17 protein-coding genes are annotated in these 19,267 nt (G+C 63.5%); 4 read left to right on the forward strand and 13 right to left on the reverse strand.

All coding sequences use genetic code 11. The annotated features are described in order from the left end of the window. Nucleotides 1–76 precede the first annotated feature (76 nt). The 3 genes from ACQ5BM_RS18010 (at nt 77) to ACQ5BM_RS18020 (ending at nt 2,920) form a co-directional block, all read left to right on the forward strand. Nucleotides 77–751: a response regulator transcription factor gene (locus ACQ5BM_RS18010; protein ID WP_429813918.1), complete on the forward strand. Its 675-nt coding sequence runs from the start codon at nt 77–79 to the stop codon at nt 749–751. Beyond that, complete coding sequence (locus ACQ5BM_RS18015) at nt 748–2,085, forward strand: sensor histidine kinase (RefSeq protein ID WP_429813921.1); 1,338 nt, start codon at nt 748–750, stop codon at nt 2,083–2,085. Before ACQ5BM_RS18010 ends, ACQ5BM_RS18015 begins: the two co-directional genes overlap by 4 nt. Nucleotides 2,086–2,293: 208 nt before the next feature. Continuing rightward, a complete protein-coding gene (locus ACQ5BM_RS18020) occupies nt 2,294–2,920 on the forward strand; it encodes an outer membrane protein (protein WP_429813924.1) in 627 nt (208 codons plus the stop codon). Nucleotides 2,921–3,030: 110 nt separating this feature from the next. Here ACQ5BM_RS18020 and ACQ5BM_RS18025 read toward each other — a convergent pair whose 3' ends face one another. From ACQ5BM_RS18025 to ACQ5BM_RS18060, 8 genes are all read right to left on the reverse strand, one after another. Then, nucleotides 3,031–4,560: an FGGY-family carbohydrate kinase gene (locus tag ACQ5BM_RS18025; RefSeq protein ID WP_429813925.1), complete on the reverse strand. Its 1,530-nt coding sequence runs from the start codon at nt 4,558–4,560 to the stop codon at nt 3,031–3,033. A 124-nt stretch (nt 4,561–4,684) separates the two neighbouring features. After that, nucleotides 4,685–5,527: a class I fructose-bisphosphate aldolase gene (locus tag ACQ5BM_RS18030; RefSeq protein ID WP_429813928.1), complete on the reverse strand. Its 843-nt coding sequence runs from the start codon at nt 5,525–5,527 to the stop codon at nt 4,685–4,687. Then, nucleotides 5,500–7,248 (reverse strand): FAD-dependent oxidoreductase, encoded by a 1,749-nt coding sequence (locus ACQ5BM_RS18035; protein ID WP_429813931.1) that lies wholly within the window; start codon nt 7,246–7,248, stop codon nt 5,500–5,502. The genes ACQ5BM_RS18030 and ACQ5BM_RS18035 overlap by 28 nt, the downstream gene beginning before the upstream one ends. A gap of 12 nt (nt 7,249–7,260) precedes the next feature. Continuing rightward, nucleotides 7,261–8,256, reverse strand: a complete 996-nt coding sequence (locus ACQ5BM_RS18040; RefSeq protein ID WP_429813933.1) for an aldo/keto reductase — start codon at nt 8,254–8,256, stop codon at nt 7,261–7,263. Beyond that, the gene (locus ACQ5BM_RS18045) at nt 8,253–9,263 is read right to left on the reverse strand and encodes a sugar-binding transcriptional regulator (RefSeq protein ID WP_429813934.1); all 1,011 of its coding nucleotides are present in this window, start codon (nt 9,261–9,263) and stop codon (nt 8,253–8,255) included. Before ACQ5BM_RS18045 ends, ACQ5BM_RS18040 begins: the two co-directional genes overlap by 4 nt. A gap of 1 nt (nt 9,264) precedes the next feature. Then, nucleotides 9,265–10,254, reverse strand: coding sequence for an ABC transporter permease (locus ACQ5BM_RS18050; RefSeq protein WP_429813936.1), 990 nt, complete (start codon nt 10,252–10,254; stop codon nt 9,265–9,267). 28 nt (nt 10,255–10,282) lie between these two features. Then, complete coding sequence (locus ACQ5BM_RS18055; protein WP_429813939.1) at nt 10,283–11,827, reverse strand: sugar ABC transporter ATP-binding protein; 1,545 nt, start codon at nt 11,825–11,827, stop codon at nt 10,283–10,285. A gap of 60 nt (nt 11,828–11,887) precedes the next feature. Further along, the gene (locus ACQ5BM_RS18060) at nt 11,888–12,916 is read right to left on the reverse strand and encodes a substrate-binding domain-containing protein (RefSeq protein WP_429813942.1); all 1,029 of its coding nucleotides are present in this window, start codon (nt 12,914–12,916) and stop codon (nt 11,888–11,890) included. 233 nt (nt 12,917–13,149) lie between these two features. On the opposite strand from ACQ5BM_RS18060, the gene ACQ5BM_RS18065 reads away from it, so the two are divergent. Continuing rightward, a complete protein-coding gene (locus tag ACQ5BM_RS18065; RefSeq protein WP_429813945.1) occupies nt 13,150–14,133 on the forward strand; it encodes a LacI family DNA-binding transcriptional regulator in 984 nt (327 codons plus the stop codon). 65 nt (nt 14,134–14,198) lie between these two features. Here ACQ5BM_RS18065 and ACQ5BM_RS18070 read toward each other — a convergent pair whose 3' ends face one another. Genes ACQ5BM_RS18070 through ACQ5BM_RS18090 form a run of 5 tightly spaced genes read right to left on the reverse strand, consistent with a single transcriptional unit; the run spans nt 14,199 to nt 19,233 of the window. Beyond that, complete coding sequence (locus ACQ5BM_RS18070) at nt 14,199–15,464, reverse strand: ABC transporter substrate-binding protein (protein ID WP_429813948.1); 1,266 nt, start codon at nt 15,462–15,464, stop codon at nt 14,199–14,201. Between the two features lie 23 nt (nt 15,465–15,487). Next, nucleotides 15,488–16,324, reverse strand: coding sequence for a carbohydrate ABC transporter permease (locus ACQ5BM_RS18075; protein ID WP_429813952.1), 837 nt, complete (start codon nt 16,322–16,324; stop codon nt 15,488–15,490). Continuing rightward, entirely contained in the window at nt 16,321–17,235 is a 915-nt protein-coding gene (locus ACQ5BM_RS18080; protein WP_429813955.1) for a carbohydrate ABC transporter permease, read from the reverse strand. The genes ACQ5BM_RS18075 and ACQ5BM_RS18080 overlap by 4 nt, the downstream gene beginning before the upstream one ends. Beyond that, nucleotides 17,228–18,394, reverse strand: coding sequence for an ABC transporter ATP-binding protein (locus ACQ5BM_RS18085; RefSeq protein ID WP_429813958.1), 1,167 nt, complete (start codon nt 18,392–18,394; stop codon nt 17,228–17,230). Before ACQ5BM_RS18085 ends, ACQ5BM_RS18080 begins: the two co-directional genes overlap by 8 nt. Then, nucleotides 18,391–19,233 carry a metallophosphoesterase family protein gene (locus tag ACQ5BM_RS18090; RefSeq protein ID WP_429813961.1) on the reverse strand — a complete coding sequence of 281 codons (843 nt, stop codon included), beginning with the start codon at nt 19,231–19,233 and terminating at the stop codon, nt 18,391–18,393. Before ACQ5BM_RS18090 ends, ACQ5BM_RS18085 begins: the two co-directional genes overlap by 4 nt. Between the last annotated feature and the right edge of the window lie 34 nt (nt 19,234–19,267).

Genomic DNA, 19,267 nt, shown 5'->3' on the forward strand with positions numbered 1-19,267 from the left:
CACGCATGCGCCGCAACGTTGCTGCAATCCTCGTCGACCAGACGTGAGGCGACATCAATCGTGTTCGGAGAATTCAATGCGCCTGCTCCTTGTCGAGGACGAGCTGGAAATGGCGACGGCGCTCGGCGCCGCGCTCGGTCGCTACGACATGATCCTGGATCATGCGCCAACGCTCGACCATGCATTGGCTGCCCTGACCAGTCGGGTGCATGACGGCATCATTCTTGATCGGCAATTGCCCGACGGCGACGGGCTCTCGCTCATCCCACGCGTCCGAGCGCTGAAGTCCGGAATTCCCGTGATCGTTCTGACCGCGCGCGGCGCGGTCGATGAGCGTGTCCGTGGCCTCGACATGGGCGCCGACGATTATCTCGCTAAGCCCTTTGCCGTCGAAGAATTGTTGGCGCGCATTCGCGCCCTGATGCGCCGTTCGCCGGATATCGCCCCCATGACGGCGCGCATCGGCAAACTCGTCTTCGATTTCGAGGGCAGGCAGGCGCAGGTGAACGGCCAGTTGCTCGACCTGCCGCGCCGAGAACTGCTGGTGCTGGAAACGCTGGCGCGGCGGCAAGGCCGCACCGTGCAGCGCTCGACGTTGGAGGAGTCCGTCTACGGCTACGATGACGAGATCCAATCCAACTCACTCGACGCGCATGTCTCGCGGCTGCGGCGGAAGCTTGCTGATTCCGCTGCCGGCGTGGAGATCCACAGCATCCGCGGCGTCGGCTATTTGCTGAGACCCTCGCCATGAGCACGTCATCCGTCAACTCGTTGAAGAAGCGCCTGATCTGGCAGATCCTCACCTTTCAGGTGCTCTTGTTGATGGCGGTCATCGCCGGCTTCATGGCGTTGTTGACCCGTGCCGATCTTGGGGGAAAATTCCTCGATGCCGATGCAGCTTCGGTCGCAGCCGGGGCCATCCGGTCGAAACCGGGCGGCGGACTGACGCTGGTCGAGACGGCGCAGTTGCTCGCCATGCGGGCCGAGTCCCCCGATTTCTGGTTCATCGCGAGAAACGAACGCGGCGACATAATCCGCAGCGGGCCCGTGCCCGACGCTTACCGCAACATCGGCGAGCACCTGGATCGGATCGCCTTTGGCGACATACGAGACAGCGTCGAACCCTACGCCCTCTCATCGATCGTGCGCTCGGTCAGCACCGAAAGCGGCACCTACACGGTGCTTGCGGGCGGCGGTCGCCTGTGGAGCGCGTCCTTCGCCGTGTTCCTGCTGGCAAATCTGCTGCTGCTGCCGATCGTGTTGATCGTCGTGCTGATCCCGGCCTTCGCCATCCCGATCATCGTCAGGCGCGCCTTTGCCGGTCTCTCCGATATGGTCGACCAGGCCAGGAAGATCGATGTCGATCGCCGTGGCGCCCGCCTGTCGGATCACCGCGTTCCGGCCGAGGTGCGACCGCTGGTCGAGGCTTTCAACGGCGCGCTGCAGCGGCTCGATGAGGGATACGAGCGGCGACAGCGTTTCATCCTGGATGCGGCGCATGAACTGCGGACCCCGGTGGCGATCCTGCAGACGCGGCTGGAAAGCATGGATGCCGGGCCGCTCAGGAACCGGCTGCTGATCGATTCCAATCGCATCGCCGGGCTTGCCGAACAGCTCCTCGATCTCGAACGGATCGAGCGCGATGACGCGGACTTCATCTCGCTTGACCTGGTATCGCTCTGCCGCGACGTGGCCGCGGATCTCGCTCCGCTGGCGCTTTCGGCCGGCTGCGACCTTTCCTTCGCGCCTGGCGTCGACCAGGTCCTCGTGCGCGGCGACGCGGGCGCCATCGGGCGCGCCGTCACCAACCTCGTGCGCAATGCCATCGAACATGCCGGCGGCCTCATCACCATTCGCGTCGAACGCGGCGGCGTGATCGAAGTCACCGACGAGGGCCCCGGCATTCCCGAACGCGAGCGCGAACGAATCTTCGAGCCGTTCCATCGCCTGCAGCCGCGCGATCACGGCGCTGGTCTCGGCTTGCATCTGGTGAGCGAGATCATTGGCCGCCACAAGGGGCATATCTCCGTCGTCGACGAGCCCTCCGGCGGCGCCTGCTTCCGCATCAATCTGCCTGCCGTGTAAACCAGGGTCGGCGCGGGGAACGTAGTTAACATATAATTAATAGTAAAATCAGCAGCTTAGTAGATTTGTGCAATGTTGGCGCAATCCGTGGGGCCGACAAAGGATGCGCATCTTCCAAGCTTCGCGACCGCGCTACCCGGCACGAGACGCGAAACGGAAGACCGAAGGCGTCGCGAAGGGCGCCCCATCCAATCCACGGAGCAATATCATGCGGCATTCCAGCAAGTTTTCGATCTGGTCCAGTCTGACCCTGTTAACCGTCCTCGGTGTCCAGCAGGCCCAGGCGGCCGACTTCACCGCGAACGATTATCAAGATCCGCCAGCCTTTAGTTGGAGCGGTGCCTATCTCGGTGCGCATGGCGGCCTCGGCTTCACCGGCAGCCCTAACCCCTTCGCCGATCGCAACGGCGTCGCGCTCGGTGTCCAGGCCGGTTACAACATGCAGGCCGGTCCCGGCATCGTCGGCGCCGAAATCGAGGGCTCCTATCTCGGCGACACCGAGCACAAGGTCAATGGCGGCAAGCTCAAGGAAAAATGGCGCGGTGCGATCAAGGCGAAGGCCGGTCTCACCTTCGACCAGACACTCGTCTACGGTACCGCCGGCTATGCGATGACCAATTACAAGAAAGGCGGCGACGTTCGCAACGATGTGGGCTTCAAGGGCGGCTATCTGCTCGGCGCCGGCATCGAACAAGCGTTTGCCGGCGGTCTTTCGGCCAAGATCGAATACAACTACATCACCACGCCGGATGTCCGCACCAGCACCATTTCGGGCTCCAGCGAAAAGGACCTCAACAGCCACGTCATCAAGGCCGGCATCAACATGCGGTTCTGACGAGGCGGTGGGTGCGCGGCGGTGCCCCCGCTAAGCCGACGCTCCCTCCCGAAAGCGGATCTGCCTCCTGCAGGCCCGGCAAACGGCAGCGCGCCACCCCGAAAGCCGGATCACTCCGCCGCCTCCCTCACCAATGGCGCGGGTGTGGCCAGCCGGCGCCAAATCGGCGCCATGGCGGCGGCGATCTCGCCGTAGAGCGTGAAACGCCGGTCATAGTGTGCACTGAGCGCAGTATTCGGCCGGTAGTAGCGCTCGGTTTGGACCATTGCGGCAGCACCGGCGGCGATGTCTGCGAAGAGGCCGATCCCGGCACCAGCCGCGATTGCGGCACCCAACGCGCCGGTCTCTCGCGAGCGGGCAACCGTGACCGGCACACCAAGCACGTCGGCAAAGATCTGTGGCCAGATGAGACTACGCGATCCGCCGCCCGAGAGCACCGCCTCGTCGAAGAGCGCGCCGGCGGCACGCAGTGTCGCGATATGCTGTCGGTGGCCGAAGGCGACGCCTTCGAGCACGGCACGGACGAGATGGCCCTTCGTGTGCCAACCGGCGATACCGTAGAAGCCGGCACGCGCATTGCCATCCTGCTGTGCGCCATAGAGAAATGGATGGTAGAGCGGATCGTTTGCCGCCGGCTCGACCTCCGCCGCCAGCTGGCAGCAGAGGTCGAAGGGCGATCGGCCGTCGCTGGCATCGTGCGGAAAGAATTCGCGCACCAGCCATTCGAGATTGGCAGCCGATGTCGCGCTTGCCTCGATCGCCATATAGCGCTTGCGATCGAAGGTCGCCGACATGAAAAGCGGGCTCGATAGATCGGGCTGATCGATGATCACCTGGTTGATGCTCCAGGTGCCCGCGATGATGGAGGCCGCGCCAGTGCGGGTAACGCCGGAGCCGATCGCCGAGGCGACGACGTCGAAGAGACCGCCAACAACCGGCGTACCCTTGGCGAGCCCGGTTTGCGCCGCGGCATCCTCGCTCACCCTGCCGACGATGTCGGCGCTCTCGGCGAGATCGGGCAGCAGGCCCAGGCATTCGCCGAGCCCGTATGCCTTCATCAGCGCGGCATCGTAGCGTCGGGCGGCAACGTCGATCAGGCCCGCACCGCTCATATCGGAGACTTCGCTGACGCGGGCTCCGGTCAAACGATTGACGACGAAATCCTTGCAGAGAAACACCGTGCCGATCCTCGCAAAGAGATCCGGCCGATGGCGTTTCAGCCAGGCAAGCAGCGTCGGCGTCTGTGATGGCCAGGGCCTCTGCCCGGCAACCGGGTAGGTGCGTTCGCCGACGCCTTCGGCCTGCCATTCCTCGACGAGGCCGGCGGCGCGGGTGTCGAGCGACTGGATGCCAAGCAACGGTTCGCCGCCGCGATCGAGGGCATAGAGGCCATTGCCATGGCCGGCGCAGCCGATGGCCACAATCTCACTCGCCGGGATACCGGCGCGCTCGATGCAGGCGCGGATCACCACCTTTGCATGCCTCCAGAGCTCGCCGAGCCCTCGCTCCACGTGACCGGGTTTCGGCACATGACTATGCCCCTCCTCCGCCGCCATCGCGATCTCGTTGCCGCGACGATCGAAGATCACAGCCTTGATCACGGTGTTCCCGGCGTCGATCCCGAGCAGATACTCTCCCATCAGCGAACCCCTCCCAAGGTTCTGAACTCATTTGCATGCAGCGCCGCCGCCGTATTCACAGCAGCAGCGCTTCCTCCGTCAACGGAAGACTCGCGCTTCCAGAGCAATGTCCCATCGCGAAGCCTCAACCGCGCTGGTAGAGCGCGTAGGCCTCCTCGCCGCTTGCGTCCTCATGCACAATCGCCATCAGGCCGCGCACGACGGCGCTCGGATTGGCGTGCTGGTAGATGTTTCGGCCATAGACCATGCCCATTGCGCCCTGGCGCATCAAGGCCGAAGACTTGACGAAGACGCTGCGCAAATCCTCCTTGCCGCCGCCGCGCACCAGAACCGGGCAGCGCGCTGCCTCAACGACCCGGTGGAAATCTTCGGCATTGGTGGTCGGGTCTGCCTTGACGATATCCGCGCCCATTTCGCGCGCGAGCCGGGTCAGCGTCACGATCTTCTCGGCATCGCCATCGACCATGTACCCGCCATGTTCAGTGACCGGCTGCATCACCAGCGGCTCGATCATCAGCGGCATCCCGTATTTCTCGCAATCGGCCCTGACCCGCGAGATGTTGACGACACATTGCCGGAAGAGTTCCGGCTCATCCGGCAGCATGAAGAGATTGACGACGACGCAGGCCGCGTCCATCGCCAGCGCGCCGATCAGCGGCTCCGCCTCGTTCTGCAACACCGCCCACATGTGCCGGTGGCGGATGCGGTTATAGGGGTTGCCCATGTCGAGACGCATGACGAGCGCCGGCTTGTCCTTGCCGGGCACATCCTGCAGCAGGTCCGCCTGGCCGTAATTCATCTGGATCGCGTCCGGCGCGGCGGCGACCAGCGCCTTCACCACGGCGGACATATCCTCGAGGCCGTTGAGGAAGGACGGTTCGTTGCAGACGCCATGATCGATCGCCACATCGAGACAACGCCCCCCGCCAAAGAGACGGTTCATCCGGACCTTGCGGTTGTTTCGCATAATGCACTCCTTTGTTCATTCCGTGCGGAAAGGGTTTCCTCGCCGACGCCATGGCGCTCGGTGAGAATGGTAAGAAATCGCTTACGCTCTGCGGCAACGAGCACCGGCGGCCAGTGTTTTTCGGTCGCGAGCAAGGCGAGAACGGCGTCGGTCATATCAAGCGAGAGCTCACCTGATATCGCCAGCGTTGTGCGGCGCAGCAGCAGGTCGTCGAGATGCTCGACCCCCTCGTTGCGGATCAGAAACTGCATCTCGCGTGTCGAATAGTCAGGATGCGGCAGGGCGTGATCGGCACCGCCGGCGATGAAATCGGCGACCAGCGTCGAGTCCGTTCCGTAGCGCTTAAACAGGACGTCGATCCGCGCCTCGGAAAGGCCGGTCGCCAAGGCGACATCGTGGATCCATGCATCTCGATCTGACGGGAAGTGCCGGCCGCCGCCGATCGCGCGCTCGCCAGTCGACACGCGGCGCTGGCGCCCCAGGCGCTCCAGCGCGAGGTCGGCCGCCAACTCGCCGAAGGAGCGGAACGTCGTCCACTTGCCGCCGATCATGCAGAGCACCGGCGCACCGTCCTCGGCTCCGCCCACGAACGTACAGAAATGGTCACGCGGGATGCGGCCGGTGAAACTGTCCTGGCTCGCCGGTAGCGGGCGCACGCCGGAGAACTGGAAGACCACCTCTTCCGGATGGATCCGGATCGATGGAAGCACAAAGGCAAGCGATTGCAGGATGTAGTCGCGCTCGTCGCGCTCGCAGCGCACCGTCGAGGGATCATCGACACGGATGTCCGTCGAGCCCACCAGCACCTTGCCGAGGTACGGGAAAAGGATGCAGATGCGCCCATCCTCGTTCTCGTAGTAGATCATGTGGCCATCGAGCGCGTCCATGAGCTTGGGGTTGTCGATGATGAGGTGCGATCCCTTGGTGCCGCCCATCAACGGCGCCGGCTTTGACGTCGCGGGAAACAGAGCGCCGTTGGCGATATCGATCCAGCCGCCGGTGGCATTGATGATGAGGCTGGGCTCGATCGGAGCAACGGCGCCGGTAATGCCGTCCTCCAGTTCGTATTGCCCGGGAGCTGAAAGTCTCAGCTCCGCATAATTGATCGCACGAGCATGAGAACCGGCGGCGAGACCGTCCTTCAAGAGCTCGATGCCGAGACGTTCCGGCTGGCTGACCCAGGCGTCGTAATAGGTGGCGGAGCTCTTGACCTGGGGATTGAGCGCCGGCCAATGGGCGAGCGTCGCGCGCCGCCCGCGAAAGGCATGCCGCGGCATGAGCGCCCGCCTGCGCGTCAGGAAATCATAGATGCCGAGGCCAACTTTGACTGCGATCGCACCGCGACGGCTCGGGCGGCGCGTCAGCCCGAGGAACCGCACGGCGCCATTCGCAAGCCCAGAAAAGATATCGAAGATTGGCACCGTCGTCGGTAACGGTGCCACATAGTGAGGCGCATTTTTGAGCAACCGGTCACGCTCGACGAGTGATTCCCGCACCAGGCTGAATTCACCGTTTTCGAGATAGCGAAGCCCGCCATGCACCATGCGCGACAAAGCCGCGCTTGCGCCCGAGCAGTAGTCGTGCTTCTCGATGAGCAGCACGTTCACCCCTTGCAACGCCAGCTCGCGAAAGACGCTGAGGCCGTTGATGCCGCCGCCGAGGACGCACACGTCCACCTTCGGGCTCTTGGCGAGCCCGCTGAAAATCTCTTCACGGTTCATGATGGCAGTCCGTTAGCTGTCCATGTTTACGAGCGTCGCCGCTATGGCCGCGTCGATCCCTGCAAGATCGTCAGGATCGAACCGGATCGTTCCGGCCCGGGCATTGTCGAGTGCCTGCGCCGGATTGCGCGCGCCGCAAAGCGCGAAGGTCACGCCCTGCTGCGCAAGCGTCCAGGCGATGACGAGCTGGGCGACCGTCGCGCCATGCTTCTCGGCGATCGGCCGGATCGACCTGGCAAAGGCCGCGACCTTCTCACGATTGCCGACCGAGAAGCGTGGATTGTCCCGCCGCTGGTCGTCGCCCGAGAAGACACGCTCCGGCCCGATGCCGCCGGAGAGAAGCCCGAGCGCCAGCGAGGAATAGCTAAGCGTCGCGACATCGCTGCGCCTGGTCAGCGGCAGCAGCTCCGTCTCGATCTGGCGGTCGATCATGCTGAAGCGCTCCTGGATCGCATCGAGCCCGCCGACGGCGATGTATTGCTCCAATTCGCCGCGGCCGACATTGCTGGCGCCGATCGCCTTGATTTTGCCGGCCTTGCGCAGCTCTTCGAGCGCACTCATGGTTTCGTCGATCGGCGTCGTCGGGTCCTGCCAATGGGTGATGTAGAGGTCGATATAGTCGGTGCCGAGCCGCTTCAGGCTCTGTTCCACCTCATGGAGGATTGCGTCGCGGCCGAGATAGCGATGCACCGGCCTGCCGTCCTGGTCGAAGAAGTGCCGACCCTTGTCCGTGTGCCAGACGAGCCCGCATTTGGTGGCGATCACCGCCTTGTCACGGCGGCCGGCCAATGCCTTGCCGACAATCTCTTCCGAGCGCCCGAGGCCATAGGCCGGCGCCGTGTCGATCAGCGTCACGCCGGCATCGAGCGAGGCCTGGATCGCGGCAATCGATTCCCGTTCGTCGGTGCCGCCCCACATCCAACCACCGATCGCCCAGGTGCCGAGCCCAACGGCAGAAGCCTTCACGCCCGATCGGCCGATCTCGCGTATCAATTGGTCCCCGCTCATGCCAGAAGTCCCTTTTCGCCTGCCATGGCGAGAACGCGCTCGCCGGTCGCCTCGTCTGTCACCAACGTGTCGAGGTGGTGCCCTCGCATGACGCTCAAGATCGGCCCCGCCTTGTTCGGTCCGCACGCCACGCCGATCTTCGTCGGGATCGAAGCAAACTCCTCGAGCGTCAGCGACACCAGCGACCGGTTGAGGCTGTAATCGCAGACTTGGCCCTCATCGTTGAGCAGGTGCGCGAGCAGCTCACAGCTTGCACCTGAACGCTCGATTGCCGCCCGGTCGGTGCTGGATGACGGATGGAGGTCGTAGTAGCTCGAATCGTCGGAGAGGATCGAACCGATACCGACGACCGCGACCTTCGCTTCGCGCGCTCGTTTAAAGACGTCCGCCACTGAGCGCATGTTGATCAGCATCGCCCGTTCTGCCGCACTGTCGGCAAAGAGCGGCGCATGGATCTGGTAGGATCGCCCACCGAGCCGGTCGGCCATCAGCGTCGAGACGTGGTTCACGTCGGTATAGTGCTTGCCCTGGACACAGCCGGTCGCGGGGATGACCTCGACATCGAAGCGGCGTGGTGCCTGCAGCCCGGCGACGACGGCGCTGACGCCCTTGCCGCCGGTGATGCAGATGGTATCGCCGTCGCCGATCTCTTCGAGCAGCAATCGCGCCGCGGCCTCGCCGACCGCCTGGAGCCCGGTCTGCGGGTTGTCGGAAACGGTCGGCACGACGATCGCCCGACGGATGCCGCCGATCGCCAGCAATTGCTCCTCCATGTCGACCAGCGGCTCGATCGGCGACTTGATCTTGATCTCGACCAGGCCGAGCTGCCGGCCGCGCTTGATCAACCGATTGACGGTTGGCTGGGAGATGCCGAGCCGCTCGGCAATCTGCGACTGGGTCAGCCCCTCCAGGAAATGCAGGACGAGCGCCTGGTGCATCTGCCTTGCGACGACAAGTTCCTCGCGCGCGTTTGAAACCGGGGTCAAATTGGGTTTGGCAATCGGCATGTCAGGCGGCCTTCCGCTTGTGAAGCACGTGGTCGATGGAAACGGCGGCCAGCAGGATGCAGCCTTTGATCATGTCTTGCCAATAGACGGAGACGTCGAGCAGGATCAACGAGCTGGTGACGACCGAAAGCAACGCAATCCCGAGAATGGCGCCGAGGATGGTGCCCGAGCCGCCGTTGAGCGAGGCGCCGCCAATGACCGCGGCGGCGATGATGTTGAGCTCCATGCCGACGCCGAAGGTCGGCGTCGCAGCACCGAAGCGCGACATGTAGATCACGCCCGCGACACCCGCCAGCGTCGAGCATAGAACCGTCACCCAGAACTTCACCTGCTTCGTCTTGATGCCCGAGTACAACGCCGCCTTCTCGTTGCTGCCGGTATAGAACACCTTGCGAAAGGCGGTCGCCCGGCGCAGCAGGAAGTCGAAGAGCACGACGACGGTGACGAAAATCAGGATGACATAGGGGATGCCGTGGAAGGTGCCCTGCCCCACGGCCTTGAAGGAGGCCGGCAGCGTGAAGAGCGACAGCGGCGTGCCCTTGGTGATGACGAGGCAGAGACCACGCACGATCACCATGCCGGCGAGCGACGTGATGAAGTGGTTAAGCCCCACGACGGTGACGAAGAAGCCCATGATCATGCCGATCAGGCTGCTGGCGAGAATGCCGATCAGCGAGGCCGTCCAGGGATCGACGCCAGCAAGGAACAGCGAGCCTGCCAGCACCATGGCGAAGCAGACGACCGAGCCGACGGCGAGATCGATGCCCCCGACGATCAGGAGAATTGTCATGCCGACGACGACGATGCCTTCGACCGAAAAGCTCATCAGCATGGCGCGCAGGTTGCCGAAGGTGAGAAAATGCGGCGAGGCGAAGCTCATGACGATGCCGAGCGCCAGGATGATGGCGATCAGCCCGGCCTCGCGCATCGCGCCTATGCGTTTCCAGGCAGGCGCCTGCCTCTCACTTACAATCATCGTGTCAACAGCCATTTCCGCCTCCCCGGCCCTTTCCCTTCTTTCAGGCGACATTTGCCGTCCTGCCCATCGCGGTGTGATCCGTCTGCGTCACTCCGGACGCCAGGCGGATCACCGCCTCCTCGCTCATGTCCGTCTCATCGAGCTCACCGGCGATCGCGCCTTCGCGCACGACCAGTACCCGGTCACAGAGCCCGAGCAGTTCCGGCAGTTCCGACGAGATCACGATGATGCCGATGCCGTCTTCGGCGAGCTCGCGCAGCAGCCGGTGGATTTCCGACTTCGCGCCGACATCGATGCCGCGCGTCGGCTCGTCCATCAGAATGACCTGAGGCCGCACCGCAAGCTGCTTGGCGATCGCCACCTTCTGCTGATTGCCGCCTGACAGCGATGACACCGGCATCTCGATGCCACCCATGCGAACGCCGAGACGCCGCACGAAGTCGCGGGCAAGGTCGGCCTCCGCCCTGGTATTCAGCAATCCGAGCCGCCCGGTCAGCGTCTTCAGATCCAGAACGGAAATATTCTGCGCGATCGAGAGATCGACGAACACGCCGGAACCTTTCCGGTCCTCCGAGAGGTAGACGATGCCGGCATCGACGGCATCGCGGTAATTGCCGATGCGCTGCGGCGTTCCGCGCAGAGCGATCTCACCCTTCGACTTGGCCCTGAGACCGCAGATCGCCTCGGCGATCTCCGTGCGGCCCGAACCGATCAGGCCGCCAAGCCCAAGGATTTCGCCGCGGCGAAGAGCGAAGGAGACAGTGTCGATGCGGTCACCGTCGCTGAGCTCCCGAACCGAAAGGATGGTCTCATCCGAGCGTGTTTCCGGCGCCTGTTTCGGCGGATAGAGCTGGCTGATCTCGCGGCCGACCATGCGGCGCACGATATCGTCAGGCGTCACGTCGGCAATCTTCTCGGTAACGACATGCCGGCCGTCGCGGAACACGGTGACCCGATCGCAGAGCGAAAAAATCTCTGCCATGCGGTGGCTGATATAGATAATGGAAATGCCCGCCGCCTTGAGGTCGCGGATGATGCCGAAGAGCGCCTGCGCTTCCGCCTCCGTCAGCGCCGCGGTCGGCTCGTCGAGGATCAGCACACGGCAATCGAGCGTCAGTGCCTTGGCGATCTCGACCAACTGCTGGCTGGAGATGGCAAGATCGGCGACCTTGCGCCGGACGTCGATCGGTGCAAGCCGGTTCATCACGACCTGAGCCTCGCGTTCCAGCGCGCCATAGTTCATCAGCGGCGAGCGTCGGCGGTTGGTGGCGGCCATGAACATGTTTTCTGCCACCGTCGCATCGGGGCACAGCGCGATTTCCTGGTGGACGAGGCCAATGCCGAGCGCCTGGGCGGTTGCCGGTGAGGTGATCTTCACAGGCGCTCCATCGACCAGCACCTCGCCGTCGTTCGGCTGCAGCACGCCGGCGATGATGTTCATCAACGTGGATTTGCCGGCGCCGTTTTCGCCGCAGAGTGCGTGGATCTCTCCTCGCTCCAACAGGAAATCCACTTCCGTCAACGCCTTCACCGCACCGAAATGCTTGGTGACGCGCCGGACCTCCAGAACCGGTTGTGCTGCCATGCCGTCCTCCACTCCGCTTTCTTGGCTGCCCGGAACAGGCCGGGCAGCCAATTCATATCCCTACTCGTCAATGCCCTTGGTGCCACGACGCTTCAGGTATTTGTCCCAGTAGAAGTCGTCGGCATTGTCAGCAGTGACGATGGAAAGGCCATTGTCGACGAAGGGGATGCTCATCGGATTGAAGCCCGAGCGCTTGGCGTCGTTCATCGGATCGATCAGATCCGGATGCTTGGCGAGCCAGAGCAGCATGAAACCCATATATCCCTGCATACCCTGGTTCGGGTTGATCGAACCGAAGACTTCGCCAGCCTTGATCATGTCGAGGATGTTGGCGTTGACGTCGGCGCACATGACGAGCACCTTGCCGCCGCTTTCCTTGCTGGCCTGGGCCGCACCGATGGCGGAGTTGGCTTCCGGCATGAACACGGCGCCGAGGTTCGGATTGGCCTGGATGATGCTCATCAGACCCTGATAGGCCTTGTTCGGATCCTGGTTCGAGGCGGCGCGACCGACAAGCTTCATCTCCGGCCACTTCTCGGCCATGCGGCCGACAAAGGCGGCGATGCGCTTGTCGTGGTTGTCCTGGCCAGGGTTTTCCAGAACCGCATATTCGCCTTTGCCGCCCATCTTCTCGGCGATCGCATCGGCCGCATAGATGCCTTCGCGGGTATTGTCCGAGGTGATGAAGGAGACGCGCTTCGACAGCGGCGAATCCGCAGCGAATGTAACGACCGCCGTGCCCTGATCGATCGCCCGGTTGATCGGCTCGATGAACGGATCCGAGTTCATCGGATGCACCAGGATGCCGGCCGGGTTCTGGGCAAGCGCCTGGTCGAAGGTAGCGATCTGCTTGTTGACGTCGTATTCCGGCGTGCCGGTATATTCGGTCTCACAGCCGAACTGCTGCCCGGCCTGCTTGAACATCTCATAGACCGGGAACCAGTATTCGACGCCCGATACCATGACGTTCATGACGTATTTTTCGCCGGGCTGGCAGCGAAACGGGTTGGCCGTTTCGGCGCTCGCCGGACCGGCCCAATATGACGTTGCAATGACCGCTAGAGCGGTCGTGCTGAAAAATTTGCGCACGCGTCCTCCTCGAGGCCGAAGCCCCTCCCAAAAACCGATGGGCCGCCTGCTTGCGGCCACTGAATGATGAGTTCGCCGGAACTCCTCCTCGACTTCCGACAATGGCGATTAAACCCGTGGATTCAGCGCCTGTCAATAAAATTCACTGCATGAATAATAATTCATATACCATGCCTCGGATCGCTTTCGGAAGACTTCAATCTGCTGTCATGGAGCGCAGCTAGACAACGCCGATGGCAACCCTGCAACAGATCGCTTTCCACGCCGGCTGCTCGCTGGCCACCGTTTCGCGCGTGCTGAACGGCGAAGGCCCGGTCAGCGACGAGATGGTGCGGCGCGTGCGCCGCGCGGCAGCCGAACTCGGCTATCGGCCGGTGCAGGCCGGACGCACCGCGGCGCGAAACCAGCCTGTCGTCGGCGTCCTGGTGCCGAGCGTCACCAATCCTGTCTTTGCCGCCTCGCTCGGCGGCATCCAGCATCGCATGCAGACGGCAAACCACGGAGTGCTGATCGCGCAATCCAACTACGACCCGGCGCTCGAGGCACGCGCAGTACGCTCGCTGCTTGAGCAGCGTCCAACCGGCCTGATCCTGACGCTTTGCGATGCCCGCAACAGCGAGGCGCTTTCGGCGGCGCTGCCGCCGACGGTACTTCTCAACAACCTGCCGGTCGCCCGCTTCGCCGCTGCCGTCACCGTCGACAATTACCGGGCCGGTTTCGAGCTCACCCGTCACATTCTGGACCACGGCCATCGACGCATCCTCGTCGTCTCAGGCCACTTCCGCTCGTCCGACCGGGCACGCCTGCGCTACGATGGCTATGCTGCCGCCATGCGGGAGGCAGGCGTTCCACCAATCGAGGCGGTCGAGATCCCTTTCGTCGATGGCTACGAGAACCTCGACCTCGGGACGGTCCTGACGCACCACCGCCCGACCGCGATCATCGCCTCCAACGATCTCCTGGCCCTGGGCGTGATTGCGGCGCTCCGGCGCGAGCGCCTTTCCGTTCCCGATGACGTCTCTGTCGCGGGCTTCGACGGCATTGCGCTTGGACGACTGATGAGCCCGACGCTCACCACGGTCGCCATGCCCGACGGCGCCATGGGACTGGCCGCTGCGGCGTTGCTGCTCGACATGGCCGAAAATGCCTCCGACTGCCGTCATCTCACGCTTGAGTGCCGGCTCCATGCCGGCGGGACGGTTCAACGCCTCGGCTGATCGACATGAGAACGCCGCCCGCAGAGTTTCCTCCGGGGCGGCGACAATCATCGTGCCAATCGAATTTAGCTGCGCGGCAGCAAGCTTTCGACTTCGGCCGCAGCCTCGTCCAGTGCTTCCTTCGGCGCCACCGACTGCTCGACGATGCGCGACAGGTTCTCGACGATCGTCTGGGTGACCTTTACGCCGTTGCTGCCGGGGAAGGCATACCAGGGGCGCATCAGCGGCATCTGCTCGAGGCCGGCGCGGAACAGCGGGTTTTCCTTGTAGAAGTTGGCGAGATACTCAGGCGACTTGGCAGCAAGTTCGTTGTTCGGCACATAGCCGGTGCCCGGAACGACAACCGCGGCGCCATAGGGGCCGGCGGCGAACTTCGCGAACTTCCAGGCGGCTTCCTGCTTCTCGGCATCTCGCGTCAGAATGACGACGGCATTGCCGCCGGTCGGCAGCTTGCCCTTTGCCGGATCGATAAGCGGAATATGGGCGGTGCGCAGATCGAACTTGCCGCCGACATTCTTGATCGTGTTGCGCAGCGCCCCGGTGGTCTGGAAGGCAAAGCCGACCTTGCCGGCAACGAAGGCCTGCTCGCCGGCCTGCTTGGTCAGAACCGGCAGACCGCCTTCCTTCACCATGCGGTCGAGCACTTCGGCGGCCTTCTCACCCTCCGGACCGTTGAAGGCAACCTTGCTTTCGTCCGCGCTCAGCATCTCGCCGCCGGCACCGAAGAGCAGTGCCGAGAACATCCAGTCGTCGCCCTGCCAACGGAAGTCGATACCCTCGTTGCCGTCGCCGAGCGCCTTGATCTTGCCGCCGAGCGCGATGACCTCGTCCCAGGTCTTCGGCGGGTTTTCCGGATCTCCGCCAGCTTTGCGCACCAGATCGGCGTTGTAATACATGATCGGGTTGGATGTGGCGAAGGCGAGGCCCACCTGCTTGCCGCCGACCTGGGCGAGTTTCAGGATGTTTTCGGAAAAGCCCTGCTCGGCCATGTTGCCGTCCTTGGCGATGAACGGGCCGAGATCGACGGGAATGTCGCGCTCGTTGACCATGCGCAGGCGGTTGAGACCGATGAAGGTGAGATCGGGCATCTCAGCCGTACCGGCCTGCCGCATGATCGTCTGGATGCCTTCCTCATAGGTCGCCGAAGGATTGGCGAAGGTGATCTTGATGTCTGGGTTTTCTTCCATGAACTTCTTCGAGATCGTGTCCATCACGTCCTTGAAGAAGCCTGGCATCGGATAATGGACCGTCAGCACGGTCTCTGCATGGGCCGGTGCGGCGAGCATCAGCGATGCGGCAGCCGCGGTGAAAAGCTGTCTCAGATGTTTCATGGATGCGCTCCTGGTTGGACCGTTCAGCCTTTGAGTCCGGTCATGGTGATGCCCTCGACGAAGCGTTTCTGCGCCAGCAGGAAAGCAGTCACGAGGGGAAGGGTGATGATGAGAGTGGCGGCCATCAGCGCGCCGTAGTCGTCGCCGGCTTCGGCGGCGCGGAAATAGAGCAGGCCGAGCGGCGGGGTAGCGTAATCCTGGTTGGTGACGACGATCAGTGGCCAAAAGAGATCGTTCCAGTGGGCGACCACCGAGAAGATCGCGAAGGCGGTGACCGCCGGCCAGGCATTCGGCACGATGACGCGCGCGACGATGCCCGCTTCCGACATGCCGTCGAGCCGGGCTGCATGGATCAGGTCGTCGGGCATGGCGCGGAAGAACTGCAGGAACAGGAAGATCGCGAAGACCGAGATCGAGAAGGGTGCCACCAGCGCGGTGTAGCTGTTCAGCACCGAGAGCCTGTCGAAGGCGACATAGATCGGCAGCGCGGTCGCATGGATCGGCACGAGCAGTCCGAGCATGACCAGCACCATCATCGTCCGCGCAGCGCGGAACTTCAGCTTCGCCATGGCATAGGCGCAGGGGATGGCGACGACGATCTGGATGACGAAGATCAGCGCGCAGACGATGACGCCGTTGAAAAGCAGGGTCGTCATCGAGACGCGCGACAGCGCCTTCGTGAAGTTCTCGACATAGGACCATTGCTGCGGGATGAGCGAGAGCGCGGAGGAGAAGATCTCGCTCTGTGGCTTGCCGGCGGTCGAGACCATGAAGATGTAGGGCGCAAGGAAGAGCAAAGCGCCAAGCGACAGGACCGTCAGGCGGGCGATGCGGGCGACGGAGAAAGCGGTGCTGATCATGCGTAATGCACCTTCCGGTCGAGCACGCGGTACTGCAGGAACATCAGGACGACGAGGATTGCGAGAAAGACGACGGTCATCGCCGAGGCATAACCGACGCGCAGATAGACGAAGCCTTCCTGGTAGATGGTGAAGAGCAGCACTTCCGACGCCTTGTTCGGACCGCCTTCGGTTAGCGTCTTCACGGTCTCGAACACCTTCACCGAATTGATGATGCTGATGGTGGTCACGAATAGCGTCGTCGGCCCGAGCATCGGCCAGGTCACCAGCCGGAAGCGATCGAACCAGGTCTTGGCGCCGTCCACTTCTGCGGCGGCATAGAGCTCGCGCGGGATTGCGGTGAGGCCGGCGAGAAACAGCACCATATTGAAGCCGACCGACTGCCAGGTGCCGATGATCGACAGGCCGTAGAGGACCGTGCCGGAGGCGCCGAGCCAGTTGGGACCGGCGATGCCGAAGAGCGCAAGGAAGGTGTTGATCGGGCCGATGGTCGGATGGAAGAGGAACTGCCAGACGGTCGCCATGGCGACCAGCAGCGAGGCGACCGGCAGGAAATAGACCGTGCGGAACAAGGCCCTGCCCTTGGTCTCGGCCTCGATCAGCATGGCGATTACCAGCGCCAGCACGATCGAAACCGGCGTGACGATCGCCGTATAGACTGCGGTGTTCCAGAGCGAGCGGCGGAAGGTGCGATCACTGAAGAGTTCGACATAGTTCTCGAAGCCGACGAAGCGCCAGTTGCTGTAGCCGAGTTCGAAATCGGTGAAGCCGAGCACGATCACCGCCGCCGTCGGCAGCAGAATGAAGAGGAAGAGCAGCACGATCGCAGGCAAGGCGAGCAGCCAGGCGATGCGGGCTTCGCGTACCTCGGGCGCCGCGATCCCCGTCTCCAATGTCGAAGCGCTAACCATCAATCTTCTCCAGCGCGGCAGCGGAAGCGACCGGTTCGGCCAGCAGCCGGACACCTTGCTGATCGAAGAGCATCGTCCGCTCGGGCATGATCTCGACGTCAACCGGCTGGCCGACGGTCCAAGCTGCAGCTTCGGCAGGTGTCGCCTTCGACGCCATCACCTCGCCGATCGCATCGAGGCGGGCGTGGACGATGACTTCCGAGCCGAGAAACTCCATGCGCTCGACCCGTGCGCTCAACCGACGGGCAGTTGCCGGATGGAAGCGAACGAATTCCGGACGGATAGCGAGCTTCACCGATGCATCCGACACCTGTCCCCGGTTCGCCAGCAGCACCAGGTCGCCGAAGCGCACGAGACCAGCGGCATCGGTGCGGGTTTCCAGCACGTTGATCTTCGGCTGACCGAGGAAACGGGCGACCTCGATATGCGAGGGATTGTCGTAGATCTCCTTGGGGGTCGCCAGTTGCAGCAAGTTGCCGCCGATCATCACCGCGACCCGGTCGGCCATCGACAGGGCTTCCGACTGGTCGTGGGTGACATAGAGCGTCGGCACGCCGGCGCGCCGATGCAAGTCGACGATCTCGCCGCGGGCATGCACACGCAGGTTGGCATCGAGATTGGAAAGTGGTTCGTCCATGAGGAAGACGGCCGGACGGCGCACCATGGCGCGGGCGAGTGCCACGCGCTGGCGCTGGCCGCCGGACATCTGGCCGGGCTTGCGATCGAGCAGATGGTCGATCTTCAGCGCCAAGGCCATTTCCTGGACCTGGCGCTGGATGTCGGTGCGGATTTGCCTTTGTCCCGGCAGGAAATTGCCGATTCCAGGCAGGCGCTGCATTGCCGTCAGGCGTCGCATGGCGAGCGGTACGGCGATGTTCTGGCCGGCTGTCAGATGCGGATAGAGGGCGTAGGACTGAAAGACCATCGCAATGTTGCGATCGGCCGCCGCCATGCGGGCAACGTCCCGGCCGCCGATGACGATCTCGCCGGTGTCGCCATGGTCGAGGCCGGCGACGATGCGCAAAAGCGTACTCTTGCCGCAACCGGACGGGCCGACGAGGGCGATGAACTCGCCCGCTTCCGCCTCCAGGCCGACGCCCTTCAATATGGCATTGCCGCCATAGGACTTGGTGATGCCGCGAAGCGAAAGAACGCTCATTGCGCCGCCTCCACGTGAGGCTTCGTCTTCACCGCTTGCGGATAGACCTCCTCAACGATCGGATCGAGCACGTGGCTCGTCAGCCCCGGAACCGCAACGATTTCGCTGGAAACGCTGGCATCGGTGAACGTGTGGACGACGGCGCCGACCAGCCGCTCGCCCGGCATCGGCCGTTCCAAAGTATCGATGATGAAAGAGGTCGGCGGCGCCCAGACGAGCGCCGCTCCGGCATGTTCACCCGTCCACGCCCAGTGCAGATGCCCGCTCGCATGCAGCGCCACGTCGGAACCTGCGATCAGGTCATAAAGACGCTGGCGCTGGCGGGGACGAACGCTCCAATAGCCGGTGTCGCCTTCCTGCGGCGCGTCGACGAAAAGCGGCTTGTGGGCGAAGATCGCCACCCTGCGTCCGTCGCGGCTCTGCAACTGTTCCTCGAACCAGGCGAACTGCTTTTCCTCTTCCTCGTCCTCGAAGCCGAGCAGCAAGCTGTTAAGCCCGATCAGCCGCCAGCCTTCGTAATCGGAGACCCAATAATCCGGCCCGGCGAGCCCGCGCCAGCGGGCAAGCCGCTGCGCATCCACCGGCTGATGCGAACCCGGCAGGTGACCGACGTCATGATTGCCGGGCACGATCAGCACCGGCATCGAGAGCTGGCCGATCAGCTCGAGCGAAAAGGTGATGTCGTCCTCGTGATCGGCGCCGTCGATCGTCACGTCGCCGGTATGGATGACGAGATCGGGCGCCGTCGCCTCGATCCAGGCGCGAAGCGGCTCCCAATTGTCGTTGAAATGGCTCTTCACCGGGCTGAGATGGGTGTCGCTGATCTGGACGATCTTCATGGAAATGGCCTCCGACGATGGCTTCAAGGCGTGC

The organism is Ensifer sp. B1-9 (assembly GCF_050474445.1).
Lineage (GTDB): Bacteria > Pseudomonadota > Alphaproteobacteria > Rhizobiales > Rhizobiaceae > Ensifer.

Coding starts and splice junctions, on each gene's coding strand:
- ACQ5BM_RS18055 (WP_429813939.1), bottom strand. CDS start 11,827: ATGGCAGCACAACCGGTTCTGGAGGTCCGGCGCGTCACCAAGCATTTC.
- ACQ5BM_RS18085 (WP_429813958.1), bottom strand. CDS start 18,394: ATGAGCGTTCTTTCGCTTCGCGGCATCACCAAGTCCTATGGCGGCAAT.
- ACQ5BM_RS18080 (WP_429813955.1), bottom strand. CDS start 17,235: ATGGTTAGCGCTTCGACATTGGAGACGGGGATCGCGGCGCCCGAGGTA.
- ACQ5BM_RS18020 (WP_429813924.1), top strand. CDS start 2,294: ATGCGGCATTCCAGCAAGTTTTCGATCTGGTCCAGTCTGACCCTGTTA.
- ACQ5BM_RS18075 (WP_429813952.1), bottom strand. CDS start 16,324: ATGATCAGCACCGCTTTCTCCGTCGCCCGCATCGCCCGCCTGACGGTC.
- ACQ5BM_RS18045 (WP_429813934.1), bottom strand. CDS start 9,263: ATGCCGATTGCCAAACCCAATTTGACCCCGGTTTCAAACGCGCGCGAG.
- ACQ5BM_RS18025 (WP_429813925.1), bottom strand. CDS start 4,560: ATGGGAGAGTATCTGCTCGGGATCGACGCCGGGAACACCGTGATCAAG.
- ACQ5BM_RS18090 (WP_429813961.1), bottom strand. CDS start 19,233: ATGAAGATCGTCCAGATCAGCGACACCCATCTCAGCCCGGTGAAGAGC.
- ACQ5BM_RS18010 (WP_429813918.1), top strand. CDS start 77: ATGCGCCTGCTCCTTGTCGAGGACGAGCTGGAAATGGCGACGGCGCTC.
- ACQ5BM_RS18040 (WP_429813933.1), bottom strand. CDS start 8,256: ATGAGCGGGGACCAATTGATACGCGAGATCGGCCGATCGGGCGTGAAG.
- ACQ5BM_RS18050 (WP_429813936.1), bottom strand. CDS start 10,254: ATGGCTGTTGACACGATGATTGTAAGTGAGAGGCAGGCGCCTGCCTGG.
- ACQ5BM_RS18065 (WP_429813945.1), top strand. CDS start 13,150: ATGGCAACCCTGCAACAGATCGCTTTCCACGCCGGCTGCTCGCTGGCC.
- ACQ5BM_RS18070 (WP_429813948.1), bottom strand. CDS start 15,464: ATGAAACATCTGAGACAGCTTTTCACCGCGGCTGCCGCATCGCTGATG.
- ACQ5BM_RS18030 (WP_429813928.1), bottom strand. CDS start 5,527: ATGCGAAACAACCGCAAGGTCCGGATGAACCGTCTCTTTGGCGGGGGG.
- ACQ5BM_RS18015 (WP_429813921.1), top strand. CDS start 748: ATGAGCACGTCATCCGTCAACTCGTTGAAGAAGCGCCTGATCTGGCAG.
- ACQ5BM_RS18035 (WP_429813931.1), bottom strand. CDS start 7,248: ATGAACCGTGAAGAGATTTTCAGCGGGCTCGCCAAGAGCCCGAAGGTG.